The following is a 24,364-nucleotide window of genomic DNA, read 5'->3' on the forward strand; positions in this document are numbered from 1 at the left end:
CATGACGCTCGTGCTGCCCATCGACCCCGAGGCCAACCGGCTGCTGGAGCGCAGCCCGCTGGCCCTGCTGCTGGGGATGGTCCTCGACCAACAGGTGACGATGGAGAAGGCCTTCTCCTCGCCGTACGTGCTGACCCAGCGCCTCGGACGGGACCTGGACGCCCGGGAGATCGCCGACCACGACCCCGAGGCCCTGGTGGCCCTGTTCGCCCAGCCGCCGGCGCTGCACCGGTTCCCGAAGGCGATGGCGGCCCGGGTGCAGGAGGTGTGCCGGGTCCTCGTCGACCGGTACGACGGCGACGCCGCCCGGCTCTGGTCCGACGTCGCCGACGGCCGGGAACTGCTCCGCCGCATCGCCGAGCTGCCCGGCTTCGGCAGGCAGAAGGCGCAGATATTCCTCGCCCTGCTCGGCAAGCGGTTCGGGGTCACGCCGGAGGGCTGGCGGGAGGCGGCCGGCGGGTACGGCGACCCGGACGCCCACCGGTCGGTGGCGGACGTCGTCGACGCGGAGTCGCTGCGCCGGGTGCGCGACTACAAGCAGCAGATGAAGGCGGCGGCGAAGGCGAAGGCCGCCCAGGGCTGACGCCGCCGCCGCTGCGCGGCGAGGCCGGTGGACGGGGAGTTCCAGGTCGGCCCCGTGAGGGCCGAGGTCAGGCGGCGGTCGTGGGGTGTGCCTCGGCGCGCCGTGACGTCAGGCGGCAGTCGTGGGGTGCGCCTCGGCGCGCCGTGACGTCAGGCGGCGGTCGGGCGGGACAGGGCGGCCAGCGCCCGCCGGACGTCGGCGAGGGAGACCGTCGCCGAGTCGTCCAGGTCGGCCAGGCCGGCCTCGATCCACTGCCGCATCAGAGTGGTGACCCCGATGCCGCGGGCGTCGGCGGCCGCGCGGACCCGTTCGTACGTCTCCAGGGGCAGGCGCACCGAGCGGCTGACCATGGGGGTGTCGGTGTCGGGGGTCGGCAGTTCCACCGGCTGGCTCTCGTCGATCAGCTCCGCGAGCCGGTCACCGCCGCTGTGGAACTGCTTGGTCGCGTCGTTACGGTTCATCGTCACCGCCTCCTCATCGGCGAGATCTCCGCACGGCCTCGTCGTAGCGCTTCGCCTCGGCGTCGCTGAGCTCGCGGGCGGAGAGGATGTCCCAGTCGTTGTCGGTGCCGTCGGCCTCGGCGAGCAGCACGGCCAGCCGGCGCCCCCGGCGGGCGGCGGCGTAGACGACCATCACGTCGTCGCCCAGGTGACGGATCACCCGGCGGGTGCTGTGCAGCGCCTCCCAGACTTCCCCGGGCGTGACGTCGTAGACCCTCAGGTTGGCCAACGCCTCGTCGGTGAAGCTGAACCTGCTGCCCACGGCGCGAGCGTACCACGGATGTAACACGAACCCGGCTGTGCCGATTTTCGCTGATCACGCGTTCGAGGTGACAGGATGAGGCGTAACCCCCTCGAGGAGGTCCGTGGTGAAGCGTCAGGCGTACCAGCCGATCCTGATCACCGACGCCTCGCGCAGCCAGGACGACCAGCTCACCAGCCGCCAGCGGCGCTACGTGCTGATGATGGGGATCCGGGTGGCGTGCGTGATCGTCGGTGCCGTCCTGGTCGGCGTGCAGGCCCCGCTGCTCTGGCTCTGGCTGCCGCTGGTGGCCCTCGGCATGGTGCTCATCCCCTGGCTGGCGGTGCTGCTGGCGAACGACCGGCCGCCGAAGGAGCAGCACCGGCTGGCGTCCCGGTTCCAGCCGCGGCACCGCGACGAGACCCCGCCGATGAGCCTGACCGCCGAGGAGCGGCCGCACAAGGTGATCGACGCCGAGCCCTGACCGCCCCGCCCTGCCCCGCCTCGCCCCCCGGCCCGCCCACTCCCTCCGCGATCTTGCAGTTCCTGCCCAGACGAAAGCCGCTAGAACGGGCAAATACAGGGCAGCAACTGCAAGATCGTCGCGAGTGAGGGGCGAGCGAGGGGCGTGGGAGGGCGAGTGGGGTGGGGTTCGGGGTTCGGGTCAGGGGGTGGGGCGGGCGCCGACCTGCGAGACCGCCAGGGCGCCGAGGTCGCCCGCACGGCGCAGCGCCACCTTCGGGCCCGCGCCGGCGAGCCAGGCGGCCAGCAGCCCGGCCGCGAAGGCGTCCCCGGCACCGGTGACGTCCACCACCGCCACCCGGCGGGCCGGCGCCACGGCGACCGTGGCGTCCCGGTCCACCCAGACCGCCCCCGCCGCGCCCTGCTTGACGACGATCCGCCGGGCGGAGGCCGACAGCGCCCGCCCCTGCGCCGCCGGGTCGAGCCCGCCGGCCAGCACCGTCGCCTCGTCGGCGTTGACCAGGAGCAGGTCGACCCCGCGTACCCAGGACAGGAAGGCCGCCGCGCCGACCCGCCGCAGCGGCGCCGCGGAGGCCGCGTCGACGCTGGTGGTGAGCCCGCGCTCGCGGGCGGCGGCCAGCGCGCGCAGCCCGGCCGGGCGGGACCCGGCGTCCAGCAGGGTGTACGCGGACAGGTGCAGGTGCCGCGCGTCGGGCGCGGCGGCCAGCGCCGCGTTGACGTCCGCCGGGGCCAGCAGCAGGTTCGCGCCCCGTTCGGTGATCATCGTCCGTTCCCCGGCGGTGGCCAGCACGATCACCGTGCCGGTGGCGTGCTCCGGGTGCCGCGTCACCGCGCAGTCGACCCCGGCCCGCTCCAGCTCGGCCACCCGCTCCCGCCCCTGGCCGTCGTCGCCGACCGCGCCCACCAGCGTCACCGGCACGCCCTGGGCGGCGAGCCAGGCCGCGGTGTTGGCGGCCTGCCCGCCGCCGCTGAACCGGATGGCCGCCGGCGTGTCGGACCCGGTGGCCGGCGGCCCGTCCAGCACCGCCACCACGTCGGTGATCAGGTCGCCGACGACGAGGACGCGGCCTGCGGTCATGCGTCGGCGCGACGGGCGGCCGCGGCGACCGCGATCCGGGCGGCGAGGTCGGCGTTGCGCAGGATGATCCGGACGTTCACCGCCAGGCTCGCCCCCTCGGTCGCCGAGTGGAAGTGGGCGAGCAGGTAGGGCGTCACCGCCTTGCCGGTCACCCCGTCGCGCTCCAGCAGTGCCAGCCCGTCGGCGAGCGTCCGGTCGTGCAGCTCCGGGTCGAGCTGCTCGTCGGTCGGCAGCGGGTTGGCCACGATCAGGCCGCCGTGGTGCACGCCGTGCTGCTCCCGGGCGGCCAGCGCGTCGGCGACCTGCTCCGCGGAGTCCAGCGACCAGTCCAGGTCGAAGCCGCCGTCGGTGATGAAGAAGCCGGGGAACCGCCGGGTCCGGTAGCCCACCACGCCGACGCCGAGGGTCTCCAGCCGCTCCAGGGTGGCGCCCACGTCGAGGATCGACTTGACGCCGGCGCAGACCACCGCGATCGGGGTCCGGGCCAGGGTGACCAGGTCGGCGGACTCGTCGAAGGTCTGCGCGGCCTCCCGGTGCACCCCGCCGAGGCCGCCGGTGGCGAACACCCCGATGCCGGCGGCGGCGGCCACCGCGCTGGTCGCGGCCACGGTCGTGGCGCCGTCCGCGCCGGTGGCCGCCGCCACGGCGAGATCGCGTACGGAGAGCTTGGCGACCCCGTCGGCGGTGGCGAGCCGGGTCAGCTCCGCGTCGTCCAGGCCCGCCACGAGCCGGCCGCCGACCATGCCGATGGTCGCCGGGACCGCGCCCGCGTCCCGGACCGCCTGCTCGATCTCCCGGGCCACCCGGAGGTTGTCCGGCCGGGGCAGGCCGTGCGAGACGATGGTGCTCTCCAGGGCGACGACGGGGCGTCCGGCGCGCAGCGCCTCGGCCACCTCCGCGCCGTAGTGGATGTGAAAGTCGGTCACGTCACCACCGTACGGCCTCCGCCGGGTTGGCCTGAAGTGGACCGGGCCGCAGTGACCTGCCAGACTTGACGGTTGGAGGTGTAGAAGTGAGCACACAGGTTCTCGAGCGTCCGGAGCTGAAGGACGCCGACACCGGTCCCGAGATGTTCCATTACGTGCGCAAGGAGAAGATCGCCGAGAGTGCCGTCATGGGCACCTTCGTCGTCGCGCTCTGCGGGGAGACCTTCCCGGTGACCAAGGCCGCCAAGCCCGGCTCGCCGGTCTGCCCGAAGTGCAAGGAGATCTACGACTCGTACGCCGAGTGAACCGGGGCGGCCGTCCCGGCCGCCCACGTAACCTGCGGCGGTGACCACCTCCACCGCCCTGCTCCTCGCCGACCTCACCGGGGTGGCGGTCTTCGCCGCCTCCGGGGCCTCCGCGGCGGTGGCCAAACGGCTCGACCTCTTCGGCGTCGTCTTCGTCGGCTTCGTCGCCGCACTCGGCGGCGGGATCTTCCGGGACCTGGCGATCGACGAGGTGCCGCCGCTGGCCTTCGCCGACTGGCGGTACGCCGCCACGGCCGCCGTCACCGCCGCCGCCGTCTTCTGGCTGCACCCCCAGTTCGCCAGGCTGCGCACCACCGTGCTCGTGCTGGACGCGGCCGGGCTGGGGCTGTTCACCGTCACCGGCACGGTCAAGGCCCTCGACGCCCAGGTGCCGGCGGTGGGGGCGTGCGTGATCGGCATGCTCACCGCGATCGGCGGCGGCCTCGGGCGGGACCTGCTCACCGCCGAGATCCCGGTGGTGCTGCGGCGCGAGATCTACGCGGTCGCCGCGCTCGCCGGCTCGATCGCCGTGGCGCTGCTGGACGCGCTCGGGCACGCCAACGCCGCCTGGCTGACCGCGGCGGCGGCGTTCGTCTTCCTGTTCCGCCTGGTCGCCCTGCGCCGGCGCTGGTCGGCCCCGATCGCCCCCCTCCGCCCCCCACGTACCCAAACCCCCGGCCCCCACCCCTAACCCCAATGCCGCTCACCCCCGCGCCCCCGCCCCCAGGCCTTCCGCCCGCGATCTTGCACTTTCTGCCCGGTCAAATGCCGCTCAAGGTGCGAAGCGGAGGCCGAAGGTGCAAGATCGCGGGGATCGTTCACCGAGGCGATGACGTCGGGTCGCGGGTGGGGTGGGTGTGAGTCGCGTGGTGTCGGCTGGGTCGGGCGGGCCCCGCTGGTTATGCTGAGTCGGCCTTCGCGGCACCATCGGCGCGGAGGCGTTTTCATGGGCGGCGGCACCCGTGGCCCTCGGCCGGGGTCCGCCCATTTCAGGCGGTCGGAGAGGAGCTTCGCGTGGCGGCCCGGTTGCCGGCGATCGAGACGTTTCCGGCACTGCGCGCGTGGCAGCGCAAGGCACTGGTGGAGTACCTGCGCCGGCGCGACCCCGACTTCACCGCCGTCGCCACCCCGGGCGCCGGCAAGACCACCTTCGCCCTGCGGATCGCGGCCGAGCTGCTCGCCGACGGCACCGTCGAGGCGGTCACCGTGGTGGCCCCGACCGAGCACCTGAAGACCCAGTGGGCGCAGTCGGCGGCCCGGGTCGGCATCCAGCTCGACGCCGCCTTCCGCAACGCCGACCTGCACTCCGCCGCCGACTTCCACGGCGCCGTCGTGACGTACGCGCAGGTGGGGATGGCACCCCAGGTGCACAAGCGGCGCACCCTGACCCGGCGCACGCTGGTCATCCTCGACGAGATCCACCACGCGGGGGACAGCCGTTCCTGGGGCGACGGGGTGAAGGCGGCCTTCGAGGGCGCCGAGCGCCGGCTGATGCTCACCGGCACCCCGTTCCGCTCCGACGACAACCCGATCCCGTTCGTCACGTACGAGCGGGGCGGGGACGGCCTGCTCCGCTCCCGCGCCGACTCGGTGTACGGCTACTCCGACGCGCTGCGCGACGGCGTGGTCCGCCCGGTGCTCTTCCTGGCGTACTCGGGGGAGACCCGGTGGCGCACAAACGCCGGGGAGGAGTTGGCGGCGCGGCTCGGCGAGCCGATGACCCAGGACCTCGTCGCGCAGGCGTGGCGTACCGCCCTGGATCCGGCGGGCGACTGGATGCCGCAGGTGCTGCGGGCCGCCGACGCCCGGCTGACCGTGCTGCGCAACGCGGGGATGCCCGACGCCGGCGGGCTGGTGATCGCGAGCGACCAGCAGACCGCCCGCTCGTACGCCAAGCTCATCGAGCAGCTGACCGGCGAACGGGCGGCGGTGGTGCTCTCCGACGACGTGGGCGCCTCCGCGCGGATCGCGACGTTCGCGGCGTCCGAGCAGCGGTGGCTGGTGGCGGTCCGGATGGTTTCCGAGGGCGTCGACATCCCCCGCCTGGCGGTCGGGGTGTACGCGACCAGCGCCAGCACCCCGCTCTACTTCGCGCAGGCGATCGGCCGGTTCGTCCGTGCCCGCCGCGAGGGGGAGACCGCCTCGGTCTTCCTGCCCAGCGTGCCGCACCTGCTCGGGCTGGCCAGCGAGATGGAGGCCGAGCGGGACCACGTGCTCGGCAAGCCGAAGGACCGCGAGGGTTTCGACGACGACCTGCTGGAACGCGCCCAGCGTGACGACCAGGCCAGCGGCGAGCTGGAGAAGCGCTTCGCCGCACTCTCCGCGACCGCCGAACTGGACCAGGTGATCTTCGACGGCGCCTCGTTCGGCACCGCCGCCCAGGCCGGCACACCCGAGGAGGAGGAGTACCTGGGCCTGCCCGGGCTGCTGACCGCCGAGCAGGTCGCCATGCTGCTGACCAAGCGGCAGCAGGAGCAGCTCGCCGCTCAGCGCCGGAGGGCCGCGCGGCCCGGTGAGCCGGCCGCTGAGCCGTCCGCGGCGCCGCCGGCACCGATGAGTGCCGCCCAGCGCCGGGTCGCCCTGCGTCGGCAGCTCAACGCTCTGGTGGCCGCCCGGCACCACCGGACGGGGCAGCCGCACGGCAAGATCCACGCCGAGCTGCGCCGCCTCTGCGGCGGCCCGCCGAGTGCCCAGGCCACGATCGAGCAGCTCGAGGAGCGCATCGCCACCGTCCAGACCCTCTGACGGCGGACGGCCCCCGCACGGCCCGTGCGGTGGCCCGTGGACCCGGCGCGCGGTCCGCGCCCCCGGCGCCCGTCAGGCCGCCCGTGGACGGCGGTGTGCGGTCGGCTCCGCCCGCGCCCGCTGTGCCCGTCAGGCCGCCCGTGGGCCGGCTGCGGGATCCGCCCGCCCGTGACCCCTGGGCCCCGTCGGGGCGCCCGTGGCCCGGCCGTGCGCTCCGCGCCCGGCTGCACCCGTCAGGTATCCCGTGGCCCGGCCGTGCGCTCCTACCGCTGCGGCCCGTTGCGGCCGTGGGTCAGACAGGGCGGGGGTACGCAAAAGCCGGCCGGAGGCTCCCCGTTGGGGGCCTCCGGCCGGCTATGTCGTGGGTTTGCGGACTCAGTTCGCCATCAGATCGGCGCCACGCCAGCTGAACTCCGGGTCCGTCGCGTACCGCACGGTGATCTTCACGAGATCCTCCGCGTACTTGTTCGCGTGGTGCCCACAGAACACCAACTCGCTCCCACCAGCCAGAGTGATCCGGAGCTTGCCGGCAGCATTGCAGCGGTCGCACCGTTCATCGGCGGCTGGGGGAGCCACCGTCTCGGGCGGCGGCGTGAGGGTCGGGGTCATCGCCTTCCTCCTCTGGTCGTCACCGATGAACAATCTCTTCGGTCGTTGCTCACCTATCGTGCAACACCCTGTCCCGGCGCTGCCTTCCCTGTGTGCCCGCGGGGGACCGAGGTCACACATGGCAGGGACAGTGTGCCGTGCACCAAGGGTGCCACGTCAACGATCACAATCGTGCAACCGAACGATCACCTTCCGACGTTGCACGTCAGGTGATCAAAACGACACGTTCGGTTGACGATCGCGATCAGTCCAGGTAATCCCGCAGCACCTGCGAACGCGACGGGTGACGCAGCTTGGACATGGTCTTGGACTCGATCTGCCGGATGCGCTCCCGGGTCACGCCGTAGACCTGGCCGATCTCGTCGAGCGTGCGCGGCTGGCCGTCGGTCAGGCCGAAGCGCAGGCGTACCACACCCGCCTCACGCTCGGACAACGTCTGCAGCACCTGCTGGAGCTGATCCTGCAGCAGCGAGAACGACACCGCGTCGACCGCGACCACGGCCTCGGAGTCCTCGATGAAGTCGCCGAGCTGGCTGTCGCCCTCGTCGCCGATCGTCTGGTCCAGCGAGATGGGCTCCCGGGCGTACTGCTGGATCTCCAGCACCTTCTCCGGTGTGATGTCCATCTCCTTGGCCAGCTCCTCCGGGGTGGGCTCGCGGCCCAGGTCCTGGAGCAGCTCGCGCTGGATGCGGCCGAGCTTGTTGATCACCTCGACCATGTGCACCGGGATGCGGATGGTGCGGGCCTGGTCGGCCATCGCGCGGGTGATCGCCTGCCGGATCCACCAGGTGGCGTAGGTGGAGAACTTGTAGCCCTTGGTGTAGTCGAACTTCTCGACCGCGCGGATCAGGCCGAGGTTGCCCTCCTGGATGAGGTCGAGGAACGCCATGCCGCGACCGGTGTAGCGCTTGGCCAGCGAGACGACCAGCCGGAGGTTGGCCTCCAGCAGGTGGTTCTTGGCGCGCTCGCCGTCGCGGGAGATCCAGAGCAGGTCCCGCTGCATGTCGCGGGTGAACTTCTCCTCGCCCTCCTCGGCCGCGCGCAGCCGCTCGGCGGCGTATAGCCCGGCCTCGATCCGCTTGGCCAGCTCCACCTCCTGCTCGGCGTTGAGCAGCGGGACCTTGCCGATCTGCTTCAGGTAGGCCCGGACCGAGTCGGCCGAGGCGGTCAGCTCGGCGTCGCGGCGCGCCTGCTTGAGCGCCTCGGACTCCTCGTCGTCCCACTCGAAGTCGTTGTCGCTGGCCGAGTTGGCGGCGTCGGTCTCGGCGGCCTGGGTCAGCTCGGCCGGCTCCTCGACCACCACGTCCTCGATCTCGGCGGCCAGTTCCTCCGGGTCGATGTCGCCCTCGGCGCCCTCGCCCTTGGCCTTGCCGCCGGCCTTGGCCGGCTTGGCGCCGGCCGCCGCGGCGACGGTGGCCTTGGTGGCCCGGGTGGACCTGGTCGCCTTCGCGGGCGCCGCGGCCTTGGCGGCCACCTCGGCGGTGGTGCCGGCCTTGCGGGCGGCGGCGACCTTGCGTGGGGCGGGCGCGGGGGACTCGTCGGCGGCGGGCGCCTGCTTGGGGGCGGGCGCGGCGGCCTTCTTGGTCGTCTTGGCGGTGGTGGCCCGGGACGCCGGGGTGGCCGAGCGGGCGGCGGCGACGCGACGGCGGGTGCTCGCCGAGCCGTCCACCACCACGGTCACTCCCGCCTCGGAGAGCGCCCGCAGGATCTTCTTGGCCTGGGCCGGAGTCACCTCGGCGGCCTCGACGGTGCGCGCGAGCTGGGCCGACGTGAGCTGGCCGCCGGCGCTCTGCGCGTGGGCGATCAGGGTGTCGGTGAGCGAGCGAACGTCGGCGCCGGTCTGGCGGGGTTCTGTCACGAATGACCTTCCGGAGGCGAAGAGCGAGCACGGCCGGGTCGTCCGACGCAGAGCGGTGCACCTTGCCGGGCGATGTGGTTGAAGGACCCCCGTGTCCCGGGCCGGCCGGTCGTTGGCGGTCCGTCGCAGCGTGGGCAGGGGTGAATTGTAACGCCGTCTGCGGCGATCATCCGTCGCCGCACGGTGGACCGGCGGCGGGGACCGCCGATTCGACGTAGATGTGGACTTTGTAAGGATGGTACCGCGCGTGACCCGGAACACCCCGGCCGTGCGGGAAGGGGACGAACGATGGACCGCTCGGCGCCTGCGGAGCTGCTGGAGATCGCGATCGAGGTGGCCCGCGAGGCGGCGGCGACCGCGTACCGGATGCGGGTGGAGGGCGTCTCGGTGGCCGCGACCAAGAGCACGGTCACCGACGTGGTGACCGCCGCCGACCGGGCGGTCGAGCGGCAGGTGGTCGACGCGCTGCGCCGGCTGCGCCCAGGTGACGCCGTGCTCGGCGAGGAGTACGGGGCGGGGGAGACCGGCCCGACCGGCCCCGGCGGGGTGCGCTGGATCATCGACCCGATCGACGGCACGGTCAACTACCTGTACGGGATCCCGCACTGCGCGGTCTCGCTCGCCGCCGAGGTCGACGGCGAGGTGGTGGCCGGGGTGGTGCGCAACGTCAACACCGGCGAGGAGTGGACCGCCACCGTCGGCGGGGGCGCCTGGCGCGACGGCGAGCGGCTGCGCTGCTCCACCGAGACCGACCTCGGCCAGGCGCTGGTCGCCACGGGGTTCGGCTACGACCCGGCGCGCCGGGCGCACCAGGCCCGGGTGCTCGCCGAGCTGATCCCGCACGTCCGCGACATCCGCCGGCTCGGCGCCGCCGCGCTGGACCTCTGCCTGGCGGCGGAGGGGCGGGTGGACGCCTACTACGAGAAGGGGCTGGCCGCCTGGGACCAGGCCGCCGGGGCCCTCGTGGCCACCGAGGCGGGGCTGCTGGTGGCCGGGCTGGGCGGGCTGCCGGCCGGCCCGGACCTGGTGATCGCCGCCCCGTCGGCCCTGTTCAAGCCCCTGCACGACCGCCTCGCCGACCTGGACGCCTCCGGCGGCCCGTGACGGGCGCCCTCCGGCGCTCACGTGGCCGGTATGGCTCCCGCGTCGTGCGGGCGTGGTGAGCGCCCCGGCCGGGCCGGGGCGCGCACTCCGCGTCAGTCGTCCTCGCGCGTCGGGCAGGAGCCCGCCGGGGCGACCGGCGCGCCGAGGTCGCCCAGGGACTGGTTGACCTCGGTGGTGGTGGCGAGCTGCTGGAAGCCGCTGCCCAGCACCACGTCGACGACGTCGTCGGTGCGCTTGGCGTCGTACTCGTACTCGGCGTTGTTGAGGAAGTACGCCCGCAGCAGGTGCGCCGAGCCGACGCCCTTCGGGCCGTAGCGCAGCACCGCGATGTCGTCGATCTGCTTCTTCTCGTCGCCGGTCTTCTTGACCTGGAACTTCCGGTTGCGGAAGTCGTCGGCGATGGCGCCGGCCAGGCCGATCCGGTCTGTGCCGTTCAGCACGTTGATCTTGACGTCCTTGGGCTCGCGCAGGGTCACGTCGGCCAACGGCCAGCCCTCCGGGCAGCCGCCGGCGAGGCCGCTGTCGCCCTGGGTGTCGCGGACCATGGCGACCACCACGAAGACCAGGGCCAGCGCCGCCAGCAGGCCGACGACAACGAGTGCTCGCACTCGCGCAAAGCTCATCAGGGCGCTCCCCGGACAGAGGTGGGTGGCGGCGGCCGTCGGCGGTCGGGCCGCCCCCGCCGGCCGTCGAGTACGCCGCTGAGGTTAACGGTTGTCCGGCCGTCGCGTGGAAACAGTCCGACATGCCGGCGCGCCATCCGGGAACGGGGTACTACTACCCCTATCTTCGTGTCGCCTGAGTCACATTGGGAACAACTTCGCGTGCGGGGGCGTACATCTCAGCCACGAGGGCGGTATACATGCCTCGCCCAAAGGGGGGGTAAGGTTCCGCGCTCGCTGGGGGTTCCTCCGGAGGTCTCCGTCCGTGCTGTCTTCGGGTCGGGTGACCGACACAAGTGGTGGCCGGCCAGCGGAACCGAAACAGCGTCGTCCGGCGTTACAACCGGAAGCGACAACATCGATATGGGAGAGTGAAACCGATGGCCACCGACTACGACGCCCCGCGTCGCGACGAGGTCGACCTCGGCGAGGACAGCCTGGAAGAGCTCAAGGCCCGACGCGTCGACTCACAGTCGGGCGCCGTGGACGTCGACGAGGCCGAGGTGGCCGAGAGCTTCGAGCTGCCCGGCGCCGACCTGGCCGACGAGGAACTCACGGTCAAGGTGCTTCCGATGCAGCAGGACGAGTTCCGCTGCGCCCGCTGCTTCCTCGTGCACCACCGCAGCCAGTTGGCGGTCGAGCGCAACGGCGAGCTGATCTGCCGCGAGTGCGTCTGACACGGCGCGCCTCCACCAGCGGCGGCTCCCTCGTGGGGCCGCCGCTGCCCGAGTTGCCGTGCGACGCGGCGGGGGACCTGCTTCACTCGTGACGGGTGGCCGCCACGCCGGCGACAGTCCATTCGGGAGGTCGGAGCCATGAGCGAGCGGAGCGAGCCCCGCGGCACGCGCGGCGCGGACCGGACCCGCGCCGAGGGCGCACGCGACGGCGACCCGGACGGGAGCCGGGGCGACGCCGTGCCCGGCGCGGACGACGAGCTGGGCGCGACCGTCGCGGCCCTGACCGCCGACGACGTCGCACCGGCCCGCCGGCGGCAACTGCTCGGCCGGCTCGTCGGGCAGGCGCGGGCGCGCGGGCTGGGCGACCTGTTCAAGCCGAAGACCGCCGTCCGGTGGATGGTCGACACGGTCGCCGAGATCGCCCCGCACGTGCCCGTGCGGGACCTGGCCACCCTGCGTCGCCACTTCGACGGCCTGGACGGCGAGGCGCTGGCCGAACGGCTGGTGCGCAACGCCGCGCGGACGACGGCGGGGATCGGCGCCGCCGGCGGGGGAGTCGCCGCGGTCGAGTGGGTCGTCGCCCCGACCCTGCTCTCCGCGCCGGTCCTGCTCGCCGCCGAGACGGTCGCCGTGGTGGCCGTCGAACTCAAGCTGATCGGCGAGTTGCACGAGGTCTACGGGCTGCCGCTGGCGCCCGGCGGCACCCAGCGGGCGGTCGCGCTGGTGCAGTCCTGGGCCGGCCAGCGCGGGATCAACCCGATGATGCCCGGCGTCGGGGTGGGCGCGGTCCTCGGCACCGCCGCCCGCAAGGAGTTGCGGGACATGCTGCTCAAGCGCTTCGGCCGCAACCTGACCACGCTCGGCCCCTTCCTCACCGGGGCGGCGGTGGCGAGCTACCTCAACCGCCGGGCCACCCGGACGATGGCCGACGAGCTCCGCCGCGACCTGCGCCGCAGGAGCCCCGCCCTCCCCGGCGGCCCGCCGGCCCTGCCCGGCCCCGCCTGACGCCCTGTCAGGGCCGGGGAACGATGCGGGAGGGCCAGGCCCGGGGACCGAAGGCCGGGCCGGGGGACGGGCGCGGGACAGCCGGGCGGCGGGCGCGGGGGTGGCTCAGGAACGAGCGGCGTCGCGGGCGGCGAGGACCGCGTCGGCCAGCTCGACCGGGTGGCGGGTGCTGACCACCCAGAACGGGGTGGGGTCGGCCGGGTCGTCGAGGACCACCTGGACGGCGCCCGGGACCCACGGCCGCTGCACCACGAACGCCAGCGGGTCGGCCCCGACCCCGAGCACCTCACGCCGGCCGGCGGCGTCCAGCGGGACGACGTCGGCGACGAACCGGACGGGCAACCGGGCGTCGTCCACCCGCAGCTCGCCGTCGCGTACCGCGATCCGGATCCGGCCCAGCCAGGCCAGGCCGGCGGCGGCCACCGGCAGCAGCACCGCGAACGGCAGCCAGGCACGCACGCCGGGGGCGCCCATCCACAGCTCCACGGCCAGCAGCGCGGCCGCGGCCAGCCCGCCCAGCCACAGCCACCAGGGCAGGCCGAGCCGCTCGGTGTGCTCCGGGGGCGCCGCGGCGGGCGACGCCGGGGACGGCGAGGATGGCGACAGGCTCACTCCTGCCAGGGTACGGCGCACGCCGGCCGGCGGAACCGGCAGGATGTCAGGGTCACCCCACGAACCGGACGGAAGAGGGGAACCGTGACCGACGTCGTACCCGTGCCCGTACGGCAGCTCGACCCGGAGCTGCCGCTGCCGGCGTACGCCCATCCCGGTGACGCCGGGGCCGACCTGGTGGCGGCCGCGGACGTCGAGCTGCCACCCGGCGGTCGGGCCCTGGTCCCGACCGGGGTGGCGATCGCGTTGCCCGAGGGGTATGTGGGCCTGGTCCACCCCCGATCGGGGCTCGCGGCCAGACTCGGCGTGACGGTGCTCAACGCGCCCGGTACGGTCGACGCCGGCTACCGGGGTGAGATCCTGGTCAACCTGATCAATCATGATCGGGAGGCGCCGGCGAAGATCTCCCGTGGCGATCGGATCGCCCAGCTCGTTGTCCAGCGGGTGGCGCGGGCCGATTTCCAGCCGGTGCCCGAGCTGCCCACGTCCCGGCGCGGGACCGGCGGGCACGGCTCCACCGGCGGACACGCCGGCCTGGTGCCGTCCCCGGCGGCCCTCCGGGCGCCGGACGAGCGGGACCGGGCAGGCGGACGGACGGAAGAGGTGGCAGGGTGAGTGCGAACAGCGGAGGGTTGGCGCAGTGATCTTCTCCCGTAAGCGGGACGATGCCCGACGGAACGCCCGTGACGAGCGGACGACCGAGGTCCTCGACTCCACCGAGTCGGCCCCGGCGGCCCTGGCGCGCGGCCCGTACGACGTCTCGGAGGCGCCCGCCGGGGTGCAGCGGCTCGACCTGGGCAGCCTGCAGATCCCCGCGGTACGCGACGTCGAGGTGCGGGTGCAGGCGGACCCGGAGGGCGTGATCCAGCAGGTCGTGCTGGTGCACGGCCAGAACGCGCTCCAGCTCGGCGTCTTCGCCGCGCCGCGCTCCGAGGGCATCTGGGACGAGGTGCGCGAGGAGATCCGCCAGTCGCTGTTCAACGACGGCGCGGCGGCCCAGGAGGTCGAGGGCGAGTACGGCACCGAGCTGCACGCCCGGGTCCGCACCCAGGACGGGATCACCGACCTGCGGTTCGTCGGCGTCGACGGGCCGCGCTGGATGGTCCGCGGCGTCTACCAGGGCGAGGCGGCGACCAACCCGGCCGCCGCGGGCCCGCTCGCCGAGTGCCTCGACGGCCTGGTGGTCAACCGGGGGCAGGAGGCGAAGCCGGTGCGCGAGCCGCTGCCGCTGCGGCTGCCCCGCGACGTCGCCGACCAGGCCGGTGCCGGGGCGCCGGCCGGCGGCAACCCCGCTCCCGGGCCGCGCGAGGCCTGACCGCCCGTCACCGGCGACGCCGGGACCAGGCCTGTCGGCGTACGCTGGCGGCACGGTCCCGGCGTCGCCGGGTGCCGGGCCCGTGCCGGCAGCGCCGGCCAGCGTGGAGAGGGTGACGCGGAGGTCATGTCGACCGACGAGGACCGGGGCTCGCTGCGCCGCATGCTGCGACGACTCACCGCGAGCGAGGCGGAGATCGAGGCGCAGGAGCTGCGCCGGGAGTGCGCCGAGCACGGCGGTGTGCCGGTCGGGGAGTGCCTGCGTGGGCAGGTGGTGTCGGTCGCCGGCCGGCTCCGCACGGTGGTCTACACCCCGCGGACCAACCTGCCCACGCTGGAGGCGGACCTCTACGACGGCAGCGACGTGGTGACCCTGGTGTGGCTGGGCCGGCGGCACATCGCCGGCATCGAGCCGGGCCGGCACCTGACCGCCCGTGGGCGAATGGCGGTGCGTGACGACCGCAAGGTGATCTACAACCCGTACTACGAGCTGGAACCGCCGAAGTGACCGGGTGGGCGCGGCGGACGGAAGGCGTGCGATGACGACGGGACAGCACCGGGCGGCGCAGCCGGAGAGCGGTCCGGAGGACGAGGAGCGGCTGCCCACCCTCGCCGAGCAGATGGCCGACCAACTCGGCGGCTGGCGGGGCCTGGTCGAGTCCAGCATCCCGGTGGTCGTCTTCGTGCTGGCCAACGTCGTCGGTGAGCTGCGGCCGGCCGTGATCGCCTCGGTGGCGGTGGCGCTGGTGATCGCCGGGCTCCGGCTGGCCCAGCGGCGGCCCGTCCGGCACGCGGTCAACGGGCTGTTCGGGGTCGCCATCGGCGCCGCGATCGCCTGGCGCACCGGCGACGAACGCGACTTCTACCTCCCCGGCATCCTCTACGGCATCGGCTACGGGCTGGCCCTGCTGGTCTCGGCGGCCGTCCGGCAGCCCCTGGTGGGGTGGATCTGGTCGGTGCTGGTGGCCAAGGGGCGCTCCGAGTGGCGCGACGACCCGCGCCTGGTGCGGACGTTCACCGGGCTGACCGTGCTTTGGGGCGTCGTCTGGCTGGCCAAGGTCGGCGTGCAGGCGGCGCTCTACCTCGCCGCCCGCCACTTCGACGACGCCGGCAACGAGGCCGCCGCGGCCAACATGGAGACGGCGCTCGGCGTCGCCCGGCTGGCGCTCGGCTACCCGCCGTACGCGTTGCTGCTGCTCATCACGGTCTGGACGGTCCGCCGGGTGACCCGGGAGCCCCGGCCCGCCCCGCTGCCCGGCTGACGGGCACGCCCACCCGGTCCGCGCCCGCACCGCCACGCGGGCACGGCGGTGCGGCGGTGCGGCGGCCGAGTGCGGCGGCCGGCGGCCCGGTGCGGCACGCTGGCGGAGCCCCGCGAGCGGGTGCTCGCCGCCGCGCCGTCAGCGCTGCTCGCGGGTCCGCTCCACGCTGTCCGGCCCGAGCACCACCGCGCGGACCGCGTCCTCGACCTCGGCGGTGCAGACGAAGATCAGCTCGTCGCCGGCCTCCAGCGGGTCGTCCGGGCTGGGCACCAGCACCCGCTTGCCGCGCAGGATCGCCACCAGCGCGGAGTCGCGCGGCAGCGGCACCGCGTGCAGCGGCTGCCCGACGTACGGCGCGGTCGGCGGCAGGGTGATCTCGACGAGGTTCGCCTCGCCCTGCCGGAAGGTCATCAGCCGGACCAGGTCGCCGACGGTGACCGCCTCCTCGACCAGGGCGGCCATCACCCGCGGCTTGCTCACCGCGACGTCGACGCCCCACTGCTCGGTGAAGAGCCACTCGTTCTCGGCCCGGTTCACCCGGGCCACCACCCGGGGCACCGCGAACTCGGTCTTGGCCAGCAGCGAGACCACCAGGTTGACCTTGTCGTCCCCGGTGGCCGCGACCACCACGTCGCAGCCGGCGACGTTGGCCTCCTCCAGGCTGGTCAGCTCGCACGCGTCGGCCAGCACCCACTCGGCGGCGGGCACCCGGTCGGGCCGGAGCATCTTGGGCTGGCGCTCGATCAACATCACCTGGTGTCCGTTGTCGATCAGCTCCTGGGCGATCGAGCGGCCCACGTTGCCGGCGCCGGCGATGGCGATGCGCATGGCTCAGAGCCCTCCTTCCGGCGGCGCCGCCGCCACCGACGTGACCGTCCCGGCGATGTCGTCGGTGACCAGCATGAAGAGCTGGTCACCCTCCTGGACGACGGTGGACACGGTCGGCAGCGTGCCGATGCCGAAGCGGATCAGGTACGCCACCCGGGCCCCCGTCGCCTCCTCCAGGGCGAGCACCGACCGGCCGATCCAGTCCTTGTGCACGGGCACCTCGACGATCGACACCGTGCTCGTCGGGTCGCGGAAGATCTCCACGTTCCCCTCGGGCACCAGGTGCCGCAGCATCCGGTCGGCGGTCCACCGGACCGTGGCCACGGTGGGGATGCCGAGCCGCTCGTAGACCTGCGCCCGGCGCTGGTCGTAGATCCGGGCCGCCACCCGGGAGACGCCGAACGTCTCGCGGGCCAGCCGGGCCGAGATGATGTTGGAGTTGTCGCCGCTGGAGACCGCCGCGAAGGCGTCCGCGCGCTCGATGCCGGCCTGCCGGAGCACCTCGCCGTCGAAACCGGCGCCGGTGACGGTGATCCCGGCGAACTCGGGGCCGAGCCGGCGGAAGGCGTCGGAGTCCTGGTCGATGACCGCGACCGAGTGGCCCCGGGACTCCAGGCTGTGGGCGAGGGTCGAGCCGACCCGGCCACAACCCATGATCACGACATGCACCGCGTCCCTCCTCAAGGTGCGTAACCGCCCGACCGGTGAGCGTGTCGTCTGCGAGCCTGCCACGTTCCCGGCGGGGGCGGGGACCGACGGTACTCCGCCGGTCCACCGCCCCGTGCTCGGCCACCCCGCGCCGCCCGCCCGGGTCGTCGTACTCTTGGCGGTTGTGGCCAGACCCACCTCGCTGCTGAAGCGTTTGCTCCTCGGTCGACCGTTCCGGTCCGACCGGCTCAAGCACACGCTGCTGCCCAAGCGCATCGCGTTGCCCGTCTTCGCGTCCGACGCGCTCTCCAGCGTCGCGTACGCGCCCGACGAGATCCTGCTCACCCTCTCCATCGCCGGCGCCTCGGCGTACGTCTTCTCGCCGTGGATCGCCCTGGCCGTCGTGGTGGTGATGCTCACCGTCGTGGCCAGCTACCGGCAGAACGTGCACGCCTACCCCTCCGGCGGCGGCGACTACGAGGTGGCCACGGTGAACCTCGGCCCCCGGGCGGGCGTCGCGGTGGCCAGCGCGCTGCTGGTCGACTACGTGCTCACGGTCGCCGTCTCGGTCTCCTCCGGGGTGGCCAACCTGGGCTCGGTGGTGCCGTTCGTGGCCACCCACAAGGTGCTGATCGCGGTCACCGCGGTGGTGCTGCTCACCGCGGTCAACCTGCGCGGCCTGCGGGAGTCCGGCACGGCCTTCGCGATCCCCACCTACGGCTTCATCATCGTGATGGTCGGGATGCTGCTCACCGGGCTGGTCCGGGTCTTCGTGCTCGGTGACGATCTGCGGGCGCCCAGCGCCGGCCTGGAGATCCAGGCCGAGCACAGCGTCACCGGCTTCGCCCTGGTCTTCCTGCTGCTGCGCACCTTCTCCTCGGGCTGCGCGGCGCTGACCGGCGTGGAGGCGATCTCCAACGGGGTGCCGGCGTTCAAGGCGCCCAAGAGTCGCAACGCGGCCACCACGCTGCTGCTGCTCGGCACCATCTCGGTGGCCATGCTGGTCGGCATCATCTGGCTGTCCAAGATCACCGGCCTGCAGTTCGTCGAGGACCCGGAGCTGCAGATCATCTCCGGCCCCGAGGGGTACGTGCAGAAGACCGTCACCGCCCAGCTCGGGGAGACGGTCTTCGGCTCCGGCTCGGTGCTGCTCTTCGTGGTCGCCGGGGTCACCGCGCTGATCCTCTTCCTGGCCGCGAACACCGCGTTCAACGGCTTCCCGGTGCTCGGCTCGATCCTCGCCCAGGACCGCTACCTGCCCCGGCAGCTGCACACCCGCGGCGACCGGCTGGCCTTCTCCAACGGCATCCTCTTCCTGGCAGTCGCCGCGATCGTGCTGATCGTCGGCTTCCAGGCCGAGGTGACCCGGCTCATCCAGCTATACATCGTCGGCGTGTTCGTCTCCTTCACCCTCTCCCAGGCCGGCATGATCCGGCACTGGAACCGGCACCTGCGGACCGTGCGGGACCCGCAGGCGCGCGGACGGATGCTCCGCTCCCGGGCGATCAACGCCTTCGGCATGGCGATGACCGGCACCGTGCTGGTCATCGTGCTGGTCACGAAGTTCCTGCTCGGCGCGTGGATCGCCATCGCCGCGATGGCGATGATCTACGTGCTGATGCTGGCCATCCGCCGGCACTACGACCGGGTCGCCACGGAGCTGACCCCGCCGGACGAGGGCCGCGCCGTACTGCCCGCCCGCAATCACGCCGTCGTGCTGGTCAGCAAGCTGCACAAGCCGACGCTGCGGGCGATCGCGTACGCCCGGGCCACCCGGCCGGACACGCTGACCGCGGTGACCGTCAACGTCGACGACAAGGACACCCGGGAACTGCAGGCGGAGTGGGAGCGGCGGGACCTGCCCGTCCCGCTGACCGTGGTCGACTCGCCGTACCGGGAGATCACCCGCCCGATCCTGGACTTCGTGGCCGGCGTGCGCCGCGAGTCGCCCCGCGACGTGGTCACGGTCTTCATCCCGGAGTACGTGGTCGGGCGCTGGTGGGAGAACCTGCTGCACAACCAGAGCGCGCTGCGCCTCAAGGGCCGGCTGCTGTTCGAGCCGGGCGTGATGGTGACCAGCGTGCCGTGGCAGCTCGCCTCGACGGCGAGCAAGGACCTGGACCGGCTGGACGCCACGCTGAGCCGGGGACCGGCCCGCGGGCCCCGGGTGGCGCCGCGCGGCACCCTGCCGCCGAGCGTCCCGCCGGTCGTGTCCGCGCCGCCCGGCGAGGGCGGCCCGAGCGGTGGGGGTGAGCGGTGACCGGGGCGCGGGACGGCCGGGGGCTGGAGGAGGCCGAGCGGGTCGAGTTGACCGTCGGGGCGGTCGCCCCGGGCGGGCACTGCGTCGCGCGGGTGGACGGCCAGGTGGTCTTCGTCCGGCACGCGCTGCCCGGCGAGCGGGTGGTCGCCGAGGTCACCGAGGTGCACAGGGGGTTCGTCCGGGCCGACGCGGTGACCGTGCTCGAGGCCGCCCCGGACCGGGTCGAGCCGCCCTGCCCGTACGCGAAGCCGGGTCGCTGCGGTGGCTGCGACCTGCAGCACGTCGCCCCGGCCGCCCAGCTCGGCTGGAAGGCCGCGGTGGTGCGCGAGCAGCTCACCCGCCTGGGCGGGCTGACCGACGCCGAGGTGGACGCGCTGGGCGTCCGGGTCGTGGCGCTGCCCGGCGGGCCGCTCGGCTGGCGCTCCCGGGTCCGCTACGCCGTCGACGCCGCGGGCCGGGCCGGGCTGCTCAAGCACCGCTCGCACGAGGTGGTGCCGATCGACCGCTGCCTGATCGCCCACCCGGCGATCCAGGAGCTGCCCGTGCTGGCCCCGAGCGGAGCGCGCTGGCCGGCGGCGGACGCGGTCGAGACGGTCGCCTCCACCGGCGGGGACGTGGCGGTGACCGCCGTCGCCGAGGGGGTGCCGCGCCCGGTGCGCGGGCCGGAGCGGGTCCGGGAGGTCGCCGCCGGGCGGGAGTGGGTCCTGCCCGCGTCGTCGTTCTGGCAGGTCCATCCCGCCGCCGCCGGCACCCTGGTCGACGCGGTCCTCGACCTGCTCGACCCCCGGCCGGGGGAGACCGCCTGGGACCTCTACGGCGGGGCGGGCCTCTTCGCCGCCGCGCTGGCCGGCCGGGTCGGCGACGCGGGCCGGGTCACCCTGGTGGAGTCCGCCGAGCAGGGCGTCGCCGCGGCCCGGGAGAACCTGCGAGACCTGCCCCGGGTCGACATCGTGCCGGCCCGCGTGGAGGCCGCGCTCGCCCGCCGCCGGGTCACCGGCCCCGTCGACGTGGTGGTGCTGGACCCGCCGCGTTCCGGCGCGGGCGCCCGGGTGGTGCGGGACGTCGTCGCCGCGGGTCCGCGCGCGGTCGCGTACGTGGCCTGCGACCCGGCCGCCTTCGCCCGGGACGTGCGCACCTTCGCCGGGGCGGGGTGGCGGCTCGCCGCGCTGCGCGGCTTCGACCTGTTCCCGATGACCCAGCACGTCGAGCTGGTCGGGCTGCTCCTCCCGCCCGCCCGAGCCGCCCGCTAGCCTGACCCGATGAAGATCGTCGGGCTGATGTCGGGTACCTCGTACGACGGGGTCGACGTGGCCGCCGCCGAGTTCACCGTCGAGGGCGACACGCTCTGGCTGCGCCCCCTCGGGCATCGCGGCCTCGACTACGACGACGCGCTGCGCGCCGAGATCGGGGCGCTGCTGCCGCCGCAGGCCACCACGATCGAGGCGGTCTGCCGGCTGGACAACCGGCTCGGCGAGGTCTTCGCCGAGGCGGCGGCGGTCGGCGTCGAGCTGGCCGGTGGCGCGGTCGACGCCGTGGTCTCGCCCGGGCAGACGGTCTTCCACTGGGTCGACGGCGGGCGGGCCCGGGGCACCCTCCAACTGGGCACGGTGGCGCGGGTGGCCGCCCGGGTCGGCGTACCCGTGCTGAGCGACCTGCGCTCGGCGGACGTCGCGGCCGGCGGGCAGGGCGCGCCCCTGGTCCCGGCGTTCGACGCGCTGCTGCTCGACCCGGCCGACGGCGCGGCCCCGCGTGCCGCGCTCAACCTGGGCGGCATCGCCAACCTCACCGTGGTCGCGCCGGGCGCGCCGGTGCTCGGGTACGACGTCGGGCCCGCCAACGCGCTGCTCGACGCGGCGGCCCGGCGCCTCCTGGGCCGGCCCTGCGACCTCGACGGCGCCCGGGCGGCGGCCGGCCGGGTGCACCCCGGCCTGCTCGACGCGCTGCTCGCCGAGCCGTACTACGCGGCGCCGCCGCCCAAGTCGACCGGCAAGGAGCTGTTCCACGCCGGCTACCTGGACGCGCGGCTGGCCGCCCTCGGCGAGCCGGTGCCCGCCGACGACGTGCTGGCCACCCTGACCGAGCTGACCGCCCGGGTGGTGGCCGCCGAGTGCGACCGGCACGGCGTCACGGAGGTGGTGGCGGCCGGCGGCGGGGTGCGCAACCCCACCCTGACCGCGCGGCTGGCCGCGCTCGGGGCCGGCCGGTGGCGGCTGCGCACCACCGACGAGCTGGGCGTCCCGGCGCAGGCCAAGGAGGCGTACGCCTTCGCGCTGCTGGGCTGGCTCTCCTGGCACGGGCTGCCCGGCGCGCTGCCCTCGGTGACCGGCGCCACCCGGGCAGCCGTGCTCGGCTCCTGGACCCCGTCCGGGCCGGCGGGCCGGCACGCCGCCGCCGCGCCCCGCCGGCTGCGGATCCGCCCCTGACGACGGCGGGCGGACCGGGTTCGCCTGACCGGGTGGACCGGGGCCGGGTCGGATCCGCGCCTGACCGGGCGCTCAGCACCCCGGCCGGGCGGCGATGATCCCGGCCAGGCTGCGGACTGTGCGGCGGCCGATAGACTCTTCCGTCATGAGTGTTGAAGAGGGCACGGTTCACCACGCCGGGCTGCTGGCCACCGTCCGGGGTCCGCAGGACGTCAAGCGGATGTCCGCCGAGGAACTGGACATCCTCGCCGCCGAGATCCGTGACTTCCTGATCGCCAAGGTCTCCCGCACCGGCGGGCACGTCGGCCCCAACCTGGGCGTGGTCGAGCTGACCCTGGCCATGCACCGCGTCTTCGACTCGCCGCGCGACCGGCTCCTGTTCGACACCGGCCACCAGGCGTACGTGCACAAGATCCTCACCGGGCGGCAGGCCGGCTTCGACAAGCTGCGCCAGCGCGGCGGCCTCTCCGGCTACCCGAGCCAGGCCGAGAGCGAGCACGACCTGATCGAGAACTCGCACGCCTCCACCGCCCTGTCCTACGCCGACGGGCTGGCCAAGGCGTACGCCCTGCGGGGCGAGCAGCGCAGCGTCGTCGCGGTGGTCGGCGACGGCGCGCTCACCGGCGGCATGTGCTGGGAGGCGCTGAACAACATCGCTACTGCCGGCAACCCGCTCGTCATCGTGGTCAACGACAACGGCCGGTCGTACGCGCCGACCATCGGCGGGCTCGCCGACCACCTCTCCTCGCTGCGGCTCAACCCCGGCTACGAGAAGGTCCTGGACACCGTCAAGGACGCGCTCGGCTCGACGCCGCTGGTCGGCAAGCCGATGTACGAGGTGCTGCACGCGGTCAAGAAGGGCATCAAGGACGCGGTCGCCCCGCAGGCGATGTTCGAGGACCTCGGCATCAAGTACGTCGGCCCGGTCGACGGCCACGACGTGGTGGCGGTCGAGTCGGCGCTGCGCGCGGCGAAGCACTTCGGCGGCCCGGTGATCGTGCACGCCGTCACCCGCAAGGGCTACGGCTACCGCCCGGCCGAGGAGGACGAGGCGGACTGCCTGCACGGCCCGGGTAGCGCCTTCGACATCGAGACCGGCAAGTTGGTGGCCGCCCCCTCGGTGAAGTGGACCCACGTCTTCGCCGACGAGCTGGTCGCGATCGCCGACGAGCGGCCCGACGTGGTGGGCATCACCGCCGCGATGGCCGAGCCGACCGGCATTGCCAAGCTGGCCCGCAAGCACCCGAACCGGGTGTACGACGTGGGCATCGCCGAGCAGCATGCGGCCACCTCGGCCGCCGGCCTGGCGCTCGGCGGGCTGCACCCGGTGGTGGCGGTCTACGCGACCTTCCTCAACCGCGCCTTCGACCAGGTCCTGCTGGACGTGGCGATGCACAAGCTGCCGGTGACCTTCGTGCTGGACCGGGCCGGGATCACCGGCCCCGACGGGCCGAGCCACTACGGCATGTGGGACATGTCCGTCTTCGGGGTCGTGCCGGGCCTGCGGATCGCCGCGCCCCGGGACTCCGCCACCCTGCGCGAGGAACTGCGCGAGGCGGTGGCCGTCGACGACGGTCCGACCATCGTCCGGTTCCCGACCGGCACCGTCGCCGCCGACCTGCCGGCCGTGCGCCGGGTCGGCACCGTCGACGTGCTGGCCGAGTCGGCGCGTACGGACGTGCTGCTGGTCGCGGTCGGCTCCTTCGGGCACCTCGGCATGGAGGTGGCCGCCCGCGTCGCCGAGCAGGGCTACGGCGTCACCGTGGTGGACCCGCGCTGGGTCCGGCCGGTCCCGGCCGAGCTGCTCGAGCTGGCCGCCGGGCACCGCCTCGTGGTCACCGTCGAGGACGGCGTGCGGGTCGGCGGCGTCGGCGACGCCCTCGCCCAGGCGATGCGGGACGCCGACGTCCGGGTGCCGTTGCGCGACCTCGGCGTGCCGGCGGACTGGCACCCGCACGGCACCCGCGCGCAGATCCTCGCCGACCTCGGCCTGACCGCCCAGGACGTGGCCCGCGACGTCACCGGCTGGATCTCCCGGCTGGACGTCGAGCCGGTCGAGCCGGTCATCACCGCCGACGACGCGACCGCGCAGAACTGACGCACCGAACGCAGGCGGCGGGCGGCCCTCCCGGGCCACCCGCCGCCGTCGTATCACCTCACCCCCATGCACCAGCACCCCCGGCACACCAACCCCCCCGCCAGCCTCCCGAGCGCTCGCTCTGCCACCGCGCCGATCTTGCA

Annotated in this window: 26 protein-coding genes; 16 read left to right on the forward strand and 10 right to left on the reverse strand. The window is 74.3% G+C overall.

From position 1 onward, the window contains the following. Window position 1 precedes the first annotated feature (1 nt). Window positions 2–583, forward strand: a complete 582-nt coding sequence (locus ACGF5C_RS01660; protein WP_393295736.1) for an HhH-GPD-type base excision DNA repair protein — start codon at window positions 2–4, stop codon at window positions 581–583. Between the two features lie 149 nt (window positions 584–732). On the opposite strand, the gene ACGF5C_RS01665 is transcribed toward ACGF5C_RS01660, so the two are convergent. Then, window positions 733–1,044, reverse strand: a complete 312-nt coding sequence (locus ACGF5C_RS01665; protein WP_350681320.1) for a hypothetical protein — start codon at window positions 1,042–1,044, stop codon at window positions 733–735. Between the two features lie 13 nt (window positions 1,045–1,057). Next, window positions 1,058–1,345, reverse strand: a complete 288-nt coding sequence (locus ACGF5C_RS01670) for a hypothetical protein (RefSeq protein WP_245724613.1) — start codon at window positions 1,343–1,345, stop codon at window positions 1,058–1,060. 106 nt (window positions 1,346–1,451) lie between these two features. Between ACGF5C_RS01670 and ACGF5C_RS01675 the strand changes: the two genes are divergently transcribed. Then, window positions 1,452–1,808 carry a DUF3099 domain-containing protein gene (locus ACGF5C_RS01675; protein WP_350711071.1) on the forward strand — a complete coding sequence of 119 codons (357 nt, stop codon included), beginning with the start codon at window positions 1,452–1,454 and terminating at the stop codon, window positions 1,806–1,808. A 180-nt stretch (window positions 1,809–1,988) separates the two neighbouring features. Here the strand turns inward: ACGF5C_RS01675 and ACGF5C_RS01680 are convergent, their stop codons facing one another. Together ACGF5C_RS01680 and ACGF5C_RS01685 are read right to left on the reverse strand one after the other, a co-directional pair. After that, window positions 1,989–2,885 carry a carbohydrate kinase family protein gene (locus tag ACGF5C_RS01680; protein ID WP_393295738.1) on the reverse strand — a complete coding sequence of 299 codons (897 nt, stop codon included), beginning with the start codon at window positions 2,883–2,885 and terminating at the stop codon, window positions 1,989–1,991. Then, window positions 2,882–3,811: a pseudouridine-5'-phosphate glycosidase gene (locus tag ACGF5C_RS01685; protein ID WP_393295740.1), complete on the reverse strand. Its 930-nt coding sequence runs from the start codon at window positions 3,809–3,811 to the stop codon at window positions 2,882–2,884. Before ACGF5C_RS01685 ends, ACGF5C_RS01680 begins: the two co-directional genes overlap by 4 nt. 86 nt (window positions 3,812–3,897) lie before the next feature. Between ACGF5C_RS01685 and ACGF5C_RS01690 the strand changes: the two genes are divergently transcribed. The 3 genes from ACGF5C_RS01690 (at window position 3,898) to ACGF5C_RS01700 (ending at window position 6,861) form a co-directional block, all read left to right on the forward strand. Beyond that, entirely contained in the window at window positions 3,898–4,116 is a 219-nt protein-coding gene (locus ACGF5C_RS01690; protein ID WP_091096469.1) for a DUF3039 domain-containing protein, read from the forward strand. A 40-nt stretch (window positions 4,117–4,156) separates the two neighbouring features. After that, a complete protein-coding gene (locus ACGF5C_RS01695) occupies window positions 4,157–4,807 on the forward strand; it encodes a trimeric intracellular cation channel family protein (RefSeq protein WP_357693670.1) in 651 nt (216 codons plus the stop codon). Between the two features lie 323 nt (window positions 4,808–5,130). Then, a complete protein-coding gene (locus tag ACGF5C_RS01700; protein ID WP_393295742.1) occupies window positions 5,131–6,861 on the forward strand; it encodes a DEAD/DEAH box helicase in 1,731 nt (576 codons plus the stop codon). 375 nt (window positions 6,862–7,236) lie between these two features. Here the strand turns inward: ACGF5C_RS01700 and ACGF5C_RS01705 are convergent, their stop codons facing one another. Further along, on the reverse strand, window positions 7,237–7,470 hold the full coding sequence (locus ACGF5C_RS01705) for a hypothetical protein (protein WP_036374862.1): 234 nt from the start codon (window positions 7,468–7,470) through the stop codon (window positions 7,237–7,239). A 244-nt stretch (window positions 7,471–7,714) separates the two neighbouring features. Further along, a complete protein-coding gene (locus ACGF5C_RS01710; RefSeq protein WP_393295744.1) occupies window positions 7,715–9,328 on the reverse strand; it encodes an RNA polymerase sigma factor in 1,614 nt (537 codons plus the stop codon). Between the two features lie 288 nt (window positions 9,329–9,616). Here ACGF5C_RS01710 and ACGF5C_RS01715 point away from each other — a divergent pair, with 288 nt between their 5' ends. After that, window positions 9,617–10,432: an inositol monophosphatase family protein gene (locus ACGF5C_RS01715; RefSeq protein ID WP_393295746.1), complete on the forward strand. Its 816-nt coding sequence runs from the start codon at window positions 9,617–9,619 to the stop codon at window positions 10,430–10,432. A gap of 92 nt (window positions 10,433–10,524) precedes the next feature. On the opposite strand, the gene ACGF5C_RS01720 is transcribed toward ACGF5C_RS01715, so the two are convergent. Continuing rightward, a complete protein-coding gene (locus ACGF5C_RS01720; RefSeq protein ID WP_393295938.1) occupies window positions 10,525–11,040 on the reverse strand; it encodes a LytR C-terminal domain-containing protein in 516 nt (171 codons plus the stop codon). A gap of 434 nt (window positions 11,041–11,474) precedes the next feature. Between ACGF5C_RS01720 and ACGF5C_RS01725 the strand changes: the two genes are divergently transcribed. Next, window positions 11,475–11,771 (forward strand): DUF4193 domain-containing protein, encoded by a 297-nt coding sequence (locus ACGF5C_RS01725; RefSeq protein ID WP_007075406.1) that lies wholly within the window; start codon window positions 11,475–11,477, stop codon window positions 11,769–11,771. Between the two features lie 138 nt (window positions 11,772–11,909). Beyond that, window positions 11,910–12,776, forward strand: coding sequence for a hypothetical protein (locus ACGF5C_RS01730; RefSeq protein ID WP_393295748.1), 867 nt, complete (start codon window positions 11,910–11,912; stop codon window positions 12,774–12,776). Window positions 12,777–12,881: 105 nt separating this feature from the next. Here the strand turns inward: ACGF5C_RS01730 and ACGF5C_RS01735 are convergent, their stop codons facing one another. Next, window positions 12,882–13,382 carry a DUF3093 domain-containing protein gene (locus ACGF5C_RS01735; protein ID WP_393295940.1) on the reverse strand — a complete coding sequence of 167 codons (501 nt, stop codon included), beginning with the start codon at window positions 13,380–13,382 and terminating at the stop codon, window positions 12,882–12,884. Between the two features lie 90 nt (window positions 13,383–13,472). Here ACGF5C_RS01735 and dut point away from each other — a divergent pair, with 90 nt between their 5' ends. The 4 genes from dut to ACGF5C_RS01755 all read left to right on the forward strand — a co-directional run bounded on the left by dut (window position 13,473) and on the right by ACGF5C_RS01755 (window position 15,964). After that, the gene (dut, locus tag ACGF5C_RS01740) at window positions 13,473–14,003 is read left to right on the forward strand and encodes a dUTP diphosphatase (RefSeq protein WP_393295750.1); all 531 of its coding nucleotides are present in this window, start codon (window positions 13,473–13,475) and stop codon (window positions 14,001–14,003) included. A 25-nt stretch (window positions 14,004–14,028) separates the two neighbouring features. After that, the gene (locus ACGF5C_RS01745; RefSeq protein ID WP_393295752.1) at window positions 14,029–14,703 is read left to right on the forward strand and encodes a DUF3710 domain-containing protein; all 675 of its coding nucleotides are present in this window, start codon (window positions 14,029–14,031) and stop codon (window positions 14,701–14,703) included. A gap of 126 nt (window positions 14,704–14,829) precedes the next feature. Continuing rightward, window positions 14,830–15,210, forward strand: coding sequence for an OB-fold nucleic acid binding domain-containing protein (locus tag ACGF5C_RS01750; RefSeq protein WP_393295754.1), 381 nt, complete (start codon window positions 14,830–14,832; stop codon window positions 15,208–15,210). A 31-nt stretch (window positions 15,211–15,241) separates the two neighbouring features. Continuing rightward, window positions 15,242–15,964 carry a DUF3159 domain-containing protein gene (locus ACGF5C_RS01755; protein WP_393295755.1) on the forward strand — a complete coding sequence of 241 codons (723 nt, stop codon included), beginning with the start codon at window positions 15,242–15,244 and terminating at the stop codon, window positions 15,962–15,964. A gap of 138 nt (window positions 15,965–16,102) precedes the next feature. Here the strand turns inward: ACGF5C_RS01755 and ACGF5C_RS01760 are convergent, their stop codons facing one another. Next, a complete protein-coding gene (locus ACGF5C_RS01760) occupies window positions 16,103–16,792 on the reverse strand; it encodes a TrkA family potassium uptake protein (RefSeq protein WP_350681297.1) in 690 nt (229 codons plus the stop codon). A gap of 3 nt (window positions 16,793–16,795) precedes the next feature. Continuing rightward, window positions 16,796–17,461 carry a TrkA family potassium uptake protein gene (locus tag ACGF5C_RS01765; RefSeq protein ID WP_350710997.1) on the reverse strand — a complete coding sequence of 222 codons (666 nt, stop codon included), beginning with the start codon at window positions 17,459–17,461 and terminating at the stop codon, window positions 16,796–16,798. Between the two features lie 163 nt (window positions 17,462–17,624). Between ACGF5C_RS01765 and ACGF5C_RS01770 the strand changes: the two genes are divergently transcribed. From ACGF5C_RS01770 to dxs, 4 genes are all read left to right on the forward strand, one after another. Next, on the forward strand, window positions 17,625–19,700 hold the full coding sequence (locus ACGF5C_RS01770) for an APC family permease (protein ID WP_393295757.1): 2,076 nt from the start codon (window positions 17,625–17,627) through the stop codon (window positions 19,698–19,700). Beyond that, window positions 19,697–20,950: a class I SAM-dependent RNA methyltransferase gene (locus ACGF5C_RS01775; RefSeq protein WP_393295759.1), complete on the forward strand. Its 1,254-nt coding sequence runs from the start codon at window positions 19,697–19,699 to the stop codon at window positions 20,948–20,950. Before ACGF5C_RS01770 ends, ACGF5C_RS01775 begins: the two co-directional genes overlap by 4 nt. 9 nt (window positions 20,951–20,959) lie before the next feature. Continuing rightward, complete coding sequence (locus ACGF5C_RS01780) at window positions 20,960–22,123, forward strand: anhydro-N-acetylmuramic acid kinase (RefSeq protein WP_393295761.1); 1,164 nt, start codon at window positions 20,960–20,962, stop codon at window positions 22,121–22,123. 145 nt (window positions 22,124–22,268) lie between these two features. Then, window positions 22,269–24,221, forward strand: coding sequence for a 1-deoxy-D-xylulose-5-phosphate synthase (dxs, locus tag ACGF5C_RS01785; RefSeq protein WP_393295763.1), 1,953 nt, complete (start codon window positions 22,269–22,271; stop codon window positions 24,219–24,221). The last annotated feature ends 143 nt before the right edge of the window (window positions 24,222–24,364 follow it).

This window comes from Micromonospora sp. NPDC047620 (assembly GCF_043205005.1).
Lineage (GTDB): Bacteria > Actinomycetota > Actinomycetes > Mycobacteriales > Micromonosporaceae > Micromonospora.

Bases quoted from the DNA above. Each gene is read 5' to 3' on its own strand.
- ACGF5C_RS01660 (WP_393295736.1), top strand. From the start codon at position 2: ATGACGCTCGTGCTGCCCATCGACCCCGAGGCCAACCGGCTGCTGGAG.
- ACGF5C_RS01665 (WP_350681320.1), bottom strand. From the start codon at position 1,044: ATGAACCGTAACGACGCGACCAAGCAGTTCCACAGCGGCGGTGACCGG.
- ACGF5C_RS01680 (WP_393295738.1), bottom strand. From the start codon at position 2,885: ATGACCGCAGGCCGCGTCCTCGTCGTCGGCGACCTGATCACCGACGTG.
- ACGF5C_RS01705 (WP_036374862.1), bottom strand. From the start codon at position 7,470: ATGACCCCGACCCTCACGCCGCCGCCCGAGACGGTGGCTCCCCCAGCC.
- ACGF5C_RS01715 (WP_393295746.1), top strand. From the start codon at position 9,617: ATGGACCGCTCGGCGCCTGCGGAGCTGCTGGAGATCGCGATCGAGGTG.
- ACGF5C_RS01725 (WP_007075406.1), top strand. From the start codon at position 11,475: ATGGCCACCGACTACGACGCCCCGCGTCGCGACGAGGTCGACCTCGGC.
- ACGF5C_RS01730 (WP_393295748.1), top strand. From the start codon at position 11,910: ATGAGCGAGCGGAGCGAGCCCCGCGGCACGCGCGGCGCGGACCGGACC.
- ACGF5C_RS01750 (WP_393295754.1), top strand. From the start codon at position 14,830: ATGTCGACCGACGAGGACCGGGGCTCGCTGCGCCGCATGCTGCGACGA.
- ACGF5C_RS01755 (WP_393295755.1), top strand. From the start codon at position 15,242: ATGACGACGGGACAGCACCGGGCGGCGCAGCCGGAGAGCGGTCCGGAG.
- ACGF5C_RS01760 (WP_350681297.1), bottom strand. From the start codon at position 16,792: ATGCGCATCGCCATCGCCGGCGCCGGCAACGTGGGCCGCTCGATCGCC.
- ACGF5C_RS01780 (WP_393295761.1), top strand. From the start codon at position 20,960: ATGAAGATCGTCGGGCTGATGTCGGGTACCTCGTACGACGGGGTCGAC.
- dxs (WP_393295763.1), top strand. From the start codon at position 22,269: ATGAGTGTTGAAGAGGGCACGGTTCACCACGCCGGGCTGCTGGCCACC.